Origin of the sequence: Actinophytocola sp. (genome assembly GCF_045807065.1) — a bacterium.
Lineage (GTDB): Bacteria > Actinomycetota > Actinomycetes > Mycobacteriales > Pseudonocardiaceae > Actinophytocola.
The window spans coordinates 1-8,906 of sequence record NZ_JBJMIE010000001.1; the positions used below are offsets into that span (position 1 = coordinate 1).

General features: G+C 71.2%; 5 protein-coding genes. All 5 read left to right on the forward strand.

The window, feature by feature from the left end; translation table 11 throughout:
- On the forward strand, nt 1-462 hold a 462-nt coding region (locus ACJ73U_RS00005), incomplete at its 5' end, for a LacI family DNA-binding transcriptional regulator (protein ID WP_407775371.1).
- 40 nt (nt 463-502) lie between these two features.
- A complete protein-coding gene (locus ACJ73U_RS00010; RefSeq protein WP_407775372.1) occupies nt 503-3,286 on the forward strand; it encodes an RICIN domain-containing protein in 2,784 nt (927 codons plus the stop codon).
- Nucleotides 3,283-5,082, forward strand: a complete 1,800-nt coding sequence (locus tag ACJ73U_RS00015) for a glycoside hydrolase family 76 protein (RefSeq protein ID WP_407775373.1) — start codon at nt 3,283-3,285, stop codon at nt 5,080-5,082. The genes ACJ73U_RS00010 and ACJ73U_RS00015 overlap by 4 nt, the downstream gene beginning before the upstream one ends.
- 10 nt (nt 5,083-5,092) lie before the next feature.
- Entirely contained in the window at nt 5,093-7,822 is a 2,730-nt protein-coding gene (locus ACJ73U_RS00020) for an AbfB domain-containing protein (RefSeq protein ID WP_407775374.1), read from the forward strand.
- Between the two features lie 126 nt (nt 7,823-7,948).
- Nucleotides 7,949-8,764, forward strand: a complete 816-nt coding sequence (locus ACJ73U_RS00025; RefSeq protein ID WP_407775375.1) for a glycosyltransferase family 2 protein — start codon at nt 7,949-7,951, stop codon at nt 8,762-8,764.
- Nucleotides 8,765-8,906: the final 142 nt, after the last annotated feature.

The following is an 8,906-nucleotide window of genomic DNA, read 5'->3' on the forward strand; positions in this document are numbered from 1 at the left end:
CGCATCGCCGTGATCGGGCAGCACCCGACGCGCGGCACGGCCACCCAGCGGCTCGCCGGCTACCGCCGCGCCCTCGCCGAGGCCGGCCTGCCCGAGATCGTCGCGCCCGCCCTGCGCTACCACCACCGGGACGGCGCGGCGGCCATGACCGAGCTGTTAGCGCTCACCGAGCCGCCGGACGCGGTGTTCTGCTTCAACGACATGCTCGCGCTCGGCGCCATGCGCACGGCGTTCGACCACGGCTACCGGGTGCCCGCCGACATCGCCGTCGTCGGGTTCGACAACACCGAGCACAGCGCCTACAGCGTGCCGTCGCTCACGACCATCGCCCCCGACAAGGCCGCGCTCGCCAGGACCGCCATCGGCCTCGTCCACCGCCGCGCCACCGGCGACACCGACTTCCCCCCTCAGGACATCCAGATCCCGTTCGTCCTGGAGGTCAGGGAGAGCACCACCCCATAACCGAACACGCACCAGGAACCCCCTGCACCTGGAGCAACCCATGACAGTACAGAGACGTACTCTCCTCATGGGCGGCGCACTCGCCACCGCTGCCGCCCTCCTTCCGTCGACCCCAGCCGCGGCCGCGCCGAGCAAGGCGCCGCTGCGCACGCCCACCTTCCGCAGGCTCCCGCCCGGCGCGGTCCGCCCGCAGGGCTGGCTCGCCACCCAGCTGGACAGACAACTGGGCGGCCTGTGCGGCCACTACCCCGAGGTCTCCGGCTACCTGCAGTTCGACCAGACCGGCTGGGTCCACCCGGACCTCGACGGCTGGGAGGAGCTGCCGTACTGGCTGCGCGGGTACGGCGACCTCGGCTACGTCACCGGCGACGCACGCGTGCTCGCCGACACCGAACGCTGGGTCAACGCCGTCCTCGCGACCGCCGCGTCCGACGGGTACTTCGGCCCCACCCGCCTGCGCACCGCCCAGGGCGGCCACGCCGACCTGTGGCCGCACATGCCGATGCTGCACGTACTCCGCTCGTGGGCCGAGTACCACGGCGACACCAGGATCGACGCCGCCCTCACCCGGTACTTCCAGTTCGTGGCACGCCAGCCGGACGGCGTGTTCGTCGACGGCTGGGGCCACACCCGCTGGGGCGACACGCTCGACGTCCTCTTCTGGCTGTACGAGCGGACCGGCGACGCCACCCTCCTCGACCTCGCGGCGCGCATCCACCGGCTGTCGGCGAACTGGACCGGCGGCATCGCGAGCCCGCACAACGTGAACTTCGCGCAGGGCTTCCGGGAGCCGGCGCAGTACTGGCAGCTGTCCGGCGACACCGCGCACCGGGACGCGACCTACCGCAACTACGACACGATGCTGGCCACGTACGGCCAGTTCCCGGGTGGTGGCTTCGCGGGCGATGAGAACGCCCGCCCCGGCTTCGGCGATCCCCGGCAGGGCTTCGAGACCTGCGGGGTGGTCGAGTTCATGGCCAGCCACGAACTGCTCACCAGGGTCACCGGCGACCCGGTGTGGGCCGACCGCACCGAGGACCTCGCGTTCAACTCCCTGCCCGCCGCGCTCGACCCCGCCGGTCGGGTCACGCACTACGTGACCAGCGCGAACTCGATCCAGCTGGACAACGTGCGCAAGACCCGCCGCCAGTTCCAGAACGACTTCGCCATGCAGGCGTACAAACCCGGTGTGCGGGACTACCGCTGCTGCCCGCACAACTACGGGCAGGGCTGGCCGTACTTCGTCGAGGAGATGTGGCTGCGCGGCGCCGACGGCGGGCTCGCCGCCGCGCTGTACGGGCCGTCGACCGTCACCACGACCGTCGCCGGCGTGCCGGTGACGGTCACCGAGAAGACCGGCTACCCCTTCAGCGACACCGTCACGTTCGCGTTCACCATGGCGCGGCCGGCGACCTTCACCCTCGCGTTGCGGGTACCGGGGTGGTGCGCGAGCCCGCGGCTCACGGTCAACGGCAGCGCCCTGGCCATCGCCGGCGGTCCCCGGTTCGCCTCGGTCAACCGCACGTGGCGGCAGGGCGACGTCGTCGTGCTCACGCTGCCGATGAGCACGCGCACACAGTCGTGGACCAGCGGCGCGGTGTCGGTCGCGTACGGCCCGTTGACCTTCTCCCTCGGCTTCGACGAGCAGTGGCACCGCTACGCCGGGACCGACGCGTGGCCGGAGTGGGAGGTCACGTCCGGCACCGCGTGGAACTACGGTCTGACCACCGACCCGCGGCCCGCGGTGACCACCGGCGGCAACGTCGACGACCCGTTCACGCCCGCCGCGGCACCGGTCCGGATCACCGTGTCCGCGCAGCGGATCCCCGACTGGACCGCGGACAGCGAGAACGTCGTCGGGACGCTGCAGGGCGGCCAGGTGACGACGGACACGGCCGTCGAACGGATCGCGCTCGTCCCGATGGGCGCGGCCCGGCTGCGGATCACGACGTTCCCCCGCACCGGGGGCACCCGGACGTGGGGCACGCCCGGCCCGGCGTGCCGCATCCAGAACGGGAACAGCGGCAAGGTCCTCGCGATCGACCAGATGTCCACGGCCGACTCCGCGCACGCCGTCCAGTTCGCCGACGACGGCGCCGCCGACCACCTCTGGCGGCTCGTCGACCTCGGCAACGGCCGGGTGAAGGTGCTCAGCGCGTACTCCGGCAAGGTGCTCGGCATCGACGGCATGTCGACCGCCGACTCCGCGCACGCCGTGCAGTTCGCCGACACCGGCACCGACGACCACGTGTGGGAGCTGGTCGACAACGGCGACGGCTGGTTCCGGTTGCGCAACCGGCGCTCGGGCAAGGTGCTCGGGGTCGACGTGATGTCGACGGCCGACTCCGCGCACGTGGTCCAGTACGCCGACAACGGGACCGCCGACCACCTGTGGCGGATCATCCCGGACGGCGACGTGCGGATCCAGAGCCTCAACTCCACCAAGGTGCTCGCGGTCGCCGGGATGTCCACGGCCGACTCGGCGCGGGTCGTGCAGTTCGCCGACAACGGCGCGGCCGACCACCTGTGGCGGTTCCTGCCGGACGCGGACGGCTACTTCCGCATCCGCAACGTGAACTCCGGCAAGGTGCTCGGGGTGGACCAGATGTCCACCGCGGACTCCGCGATCGTGGTGCAGTTCAGCGACAACGGCACGCGTGACCACCTCTGGCGCCTCCGCGCCGACCTCGACGGACTGTGGCGGCTGCAGAACGCCAACTCGGACAAGCTGCTCGGCGTCGACGGGATGTCCTACGCCGACTCGGCGCAGGTCGTCCAGTTCGCGGACAACGGCACGGCCGACCACGTGTGGCGGCTGCTGTGAGAACGCCACTCATCGCGCTGCTGCTGGTCGCGGCGGTGCTCCAACCAGTGCCCGGCGCCGCGGATGTGAGCGCTAACGCCGTGTGTTTCCTGTTCTGCGACACGCTCGACCCGTCGCGCACCGGGCAGGAGATCTTCCCGGTGCCGGAGAAGAACCTCAACGGCCGGCGCCTCGTGCTGCACGTGTCCGACGTGGACGGTATGGCGTGGGGCAGCATCGACAACGGCGTGACCGGCGACTCGGTCTGGCTCGACCGTTCCTGGGACGGTGGCGCCACGTGGGAGGGCCTGCTGGGCAAGGCGAGCATCCCCTCGACCTGGACCGGCACGCGCACGCTCATGTACAACGTCTCCGACCCGCGCAACCACCGTCGCGGCCTGGTCCGCGCCTGTGGTGACGCGGGTGGCGTCGGCTGCACGGACTGGGTGTACCCGACCGTGTGCGACGTCCGGTGTGACCGTACGGACGCCGGACAGGCCAACGGCGACCTCCAGCCGGTGCCGTCCACGTCGCTGTCCGGCCGGGTGATCCGGCTGCACGTCGACCAGAACGGGATGGCCTGGGGCAGCACCGAGTCCGGCACGCAGGGCGACGAGATCTGGCTGGACCGCTCGTGGGACAGCGGCGCGACCTGGCCGGACGGCTCGTCGCTCGGCCGGGTGTCCGTGCCGGCCGGCGCGGCGGGCACGCGCACCACGATGTTCGCCACCCGCGATCCCCGCGGCCGGCTCTACGGCGGCGCCGTCCGCGCCTGCGGCCGGGCGGTGACCGGGCAGAACGGCGCGTGCACCGCGTGGTCCCGGCCCGCGCCCACCCGGGCGGGCGCGGCCGCCGACGCCCTCCTGTACTCCTACGACCCGTACCCCGGCTGGTGGCCGAGCAGCTGGTGGAACTCGGCGGCGACGCTCACGACGCTGATCGACCACGGCGACCCGGCCTACGACTGGGTGATAGCGCGCACATTCGACCAGAACAAGGGAGTCTTCGCGGCGGGTGTGCGCAGCAGCGACGCCATCGAGGGGAACTTCGTGAGCCGCGCGATCGACGACAGCGCGTGGTGGGGTCTCGCGTGGATCGCGGCCTACGACCGCACCGGGCAGCAGCGGTACCTCGCCATGGCCACCACGATCGCGAACTACGTGCACCAGTACTGGGACACCGGCACGTGTGGCGGCGGGGTCTGGTGGAACCGGGAACGCACCTACAAGAACGCGGTCACCGCCGGGCTGTACCTGCGGCTCACCGCCTCGGTGCACAACCGGACCCCCGGCGACACCGTGTGGCAGCAACGCACCCGCACCGCCGCGACCTGGTTCCTCGGCAGCGGGATGATCAACTCCGCGAACCTGGTCAACGACGGGCTCACCGCCGACTGCCGCAACAACGGCCAGACGGTGTGGACCTACAACCAGGGCCTGGCCATCGGCGGTCTCGTCGAGGCGTGGCGGGCCACCGGCGACGGCACGCTGCTGGCCGCGGCTCGCCGGCTCGCGGACGCCGCGCTGACCGGGCTCACCCGCGACGGCGTGCTGACCGAGTCCTGCGACCTCGGCCAGAACACCTGTGACGACAACCAGAAGCAGTTCAAGGGCATCTTCAGCCGGTACCTCACCGACCTCGCGTCGGTGACCGGCGCCACCACGTACACCTCGTTCGCGCAGCGGCAGGCGGACTCCATCTGGACCCGGGACCGCGACAACCTCAACCGGACCGGCCAGCGCTGGGCGGGCGGCAGCCCCAACCAGGTCGACTGGCGTACGCAGGCGAGCGGCCTCGGCGCGCTCGTTGCCGCCTAAAGGAGCCATCATGTTCAGACGAATAGTCGGCGCGGCAACAGGATTCCTCCTCGCCGCCAGCGCTGCGTTGGCGATCACACCGGCCGCGGAGGCGGCCGTGTGGCAACCCAAGGCACCGCCCCTCACCACCCCGTGGACCAGCCAGGTCTCCCCCACCAACGCCCTTCCCGACTACCCGCGGCCGCAGCTGGTCCGGTCGGAGTGGCAGAACCTGAACGGGGTGTGGGAGTTCTCGGGGGCGTCCAGCATCAACACGCCGCCGGTGGGGCAGACGCTGCCGGAGGGCGTGCTGGTGCCGTACCCGATCGAGTCGGGTCTGTCGGGCATCCAGCGCCACGAGGACTACATGTTCTACCGCAGGACGTTCACCGTGCCGTCCACCTGGAGCGGCCGGCGCGTGCTGCTGAACTTCGGCGCGGTGACGTGGGAGACGCGGGTGTGGGTCAACGGCACCCAGGTCGGCACGCACACCGGCGGCTACGACGCGTTCACGTTCGACATCACCGGCGCGCTGCGGTCAGGCGACAACGAGATCATCGTCGGCGCGTACTCCCCGGTCGACGGCAGCCGGTTCCCGATCGGCAAGCAACGCCGCAACCCGAGCGGCATCTGGTACACGGCGTCGTCGGGCATCTGGCAGACGGTGTGGCTGGAACCCGTGGCGGCCAACCACGTCACGCGGCTGGACACCGTTCCGGACGTGCCGGGGGGTGTGCTCGACCTCGTCGTGCAGGGCAGCGCGGGGCAGCAGGTCCGGGCCGAGGTGCTGGCCGGCGGCACGGTCGTCGGCACCGCCAGCGGCACTGTTGGCGCGCACATCCGGGTTCCCGTACCGAACGCGCACCTGTGGTCGCCGAGCGACCCGTACCTGTACGACCTGCGGGTGACCATGGGCACCGACACCGTGACCGGCTACTTCGGCATGCGTTCCCTGGGCAAGGCGGTCGTCGGCGGCGTGCTGCGCCCGCTGCTCAACGGGAAGTTCGTCTTCCAGCTCGGCACGCTCGACCAGGGCTTCTGGCCGGACGGGAACTACACGGCGCCGACGGACGAGGCGCTGCGGTTCGACCTCGAACGCCAGAAGGCGTTGGGGTTCAACATGGTTCGCAAGCACATCAAGGTGGAGCCCGCGCGGTGGTACTACTGGGCGGACAAGCTCGGTCTGATGGTGTGGCAGGACATGCCGGCGGTGGACGCCGTCGCGGACCCGCCCGCGGCGAGCCACGCGAACTTCGAGTCGGAGCTGCAGCGGGTCGTCAACCAGCTCAAGGGGATCACGTCGATCGTGCAGTGGGTGCCGTTCAACGAGGGCTGGGGTGAGTACGACAACGCCCGGATCGTCGACCTGGTCCGGTCGATCGACCCGTCGCGGCTGATCAACCACGACTCGGGCTCGAACTGCTGCATCTCGGATCCCAGTCCCACCAACGACGACGTGATCGACGACCACGCGTACCAGATGTCGGATGGCACCCGCCTGCCGGACGCGACCAAGATCGCGGTGCTTGGCGAGTACGGCGGCCTGGGCCGGCGCGTGACCGGCAGCGAGTGGTCGCCGGGCAACGGTTTCGCCTACGGCGACCTGTACCCGGACGAGAACTCGCTGACCACCCGCTACGAGACGATCACGTCGCAGGTGGCGCGCTTCGTGCAGACGCGGGGCCTGTCCGCGTCCGTCTACACCGAGCCCTACGACGTGGAGAACGAGGTCAACGGCTTCTACACCTACGACCGCCGGGTGCTGAAGATGACGGCGTCGCGGGTGCTCGCGGTGAACCAGCGCGTGCTGGCCGCGGCGGCGGGCACGGACGTCTCCCGCGGTGAGCTGGTGTCGCTGCGGGTCACCACGCCGGGGTACACGAACCGGTACCTGCGCCATCAGAACGGCCTGGCGAGGACGGACGTGGACAGCGGCGACCTGCTCAAGCAGGACGCGACCTTCTGGGTTCGGCCAGGCCTGGCGAGCAGTTCGTGCGTGTCGTTCGAGTCGCGGAACTTCCCGGGTCGGTACCTGCACAACGTCAGCCTGCGCATCCAGAATGACCCCAGCGACGGCACGGCGGCCTTCGCGGCCGACGCGACGTTCTGCCCGCGCTCGGGCTGGGGCGCGACGTCGCTGGAGTCGTACAGCAACCCGGGTTCGTTCATCAGGCACTACAACGAGGCGGTGTACCTGGCGAAGCAGGGCGGCGCGAACCCGTGGGACACGGCGACGTCGTTCGCGCAGGACACGACGTGGGCGGTGACCGTCCCCCTGTGGCGCAGCGGCGCCGACCTCACCCGTGACCAGGCGGTGTCCTTCCGCGTGACCACACCGGGTTTCACGGACCGCTACCTGCGCCACCGCGACAGCCTGGCGAGGACGGACGTCATCACCTCGTCGAGCGACACGGTGTCCAAGCAGGACGCCACGTTCGTCGTGCGGGCCGGCCTCGCGGACCCGAGCTGCTACTCGCTCGAGTCCCGCAACTTCCCCGGCAGCTACCTCCGCCACCAGAACTTCCGCGTCCACCTCTCGGCGAACGAGAACACCGACCTGTTCCGTCGGGACGCGACGTTCTGCGCCCAACCGGGCACCGGCGGCGTACGCCTGGCCTCGATCAACGAGCTGGGCACCAACGTCCGCCACTACGCGGAGGAGGTGTGGGTCGCCTCGAACAGCGGCGCGCACACGTACGACAACCCGACGTCCTACGCCCAGGACGTGAGCTGGGCGGTCAGCTCCCCCTGGGCCCCGTGACCGGTCCCCGCGGCGGCCGCCTCCCCCGAGGCGGCCGCCGCGGGCCCTCGGCCACCCGCAGGGCGATGCCGAAGGCGTGCGCCGGGTGGGCGCATAACCGCGCCCGGGGTGGGCATACCCGAGACCATGACCGTGGACGTCGACATCCTGGTGCCCACACGCAACCGGCAGGTGGAGCTCGCCACCACGTTGGCCGGGCTCGCGGCGCAGAGTTATCAGGACTTTCGGGTGTTCGTGAGTGACCAGTCCGACGGGGCGCCCTCCTACGCGACGTCGCCGGCCGAGTCGATGGCGCGGGTGCTGCGGCGGGGGGGCCGGGAGGTGCACTTCACCCGCCACCTGCCGCGGCGGGGGCTCGCCGAGCACCGGCAGTACCTGCTCGACCAGGCCACCGCTCAGTACGTGCTCTTCCTCGACGACGACGTGTGGCTCGAGCCCGGCGCGGTCGCGCGGATGCGGGAGGCGATCGGCTCGCTCGGCTGCGGGTTCGTCGGTGCCGCACCTCAGGGGCTGTCCTATGTGGATGACGTGCGGCCCGACGCGCTCGCCTACTACGAGGAGTGGGCCGAGTCGGTGGTCCCCGAAAGGATGAGCCGCGAGAACCCCGACTGGTGGCGGTCCATGCTCAACGCCGCGGCCAACCCGTACCACCTGGAGCAGAAGCTCGGGCTGCGGCCCGGTGAGTGGCGTGCCTACAAGATCGCATGGGTCGGCGGCTGCGTGATGTTCGACCGGCAGGCGCTCGTCGACTGCGGCGGGTTCGACTTCTGGCCGAGCCTCCCCGACGAGCACGCCGGTGAGGACGTCGGGGCGCAGTGGCGGGTGATGGCCCGGTACGGCGGCGCGGGCGTCCTCCCCACCGGCGCCGTCCACCTCGAGTCGCCGACCACCGTGCCCAACCGGGAGGTCGAGGTGACCGAGGTGGTCAGCGAGTTCCGCTGAGGACCTCGGCCGCCTTCCGGTGGTGCGCCTCGGCGTCCCGGCCGAGCGCGGTGGCCAGTTCGCCCAGGTAGTGGGCCACGGGTCCCAACGTGAGCATCCCGCTGCCCGCACCCGCCAGCTCGTCCTCGGCCGGCGCCAGCTC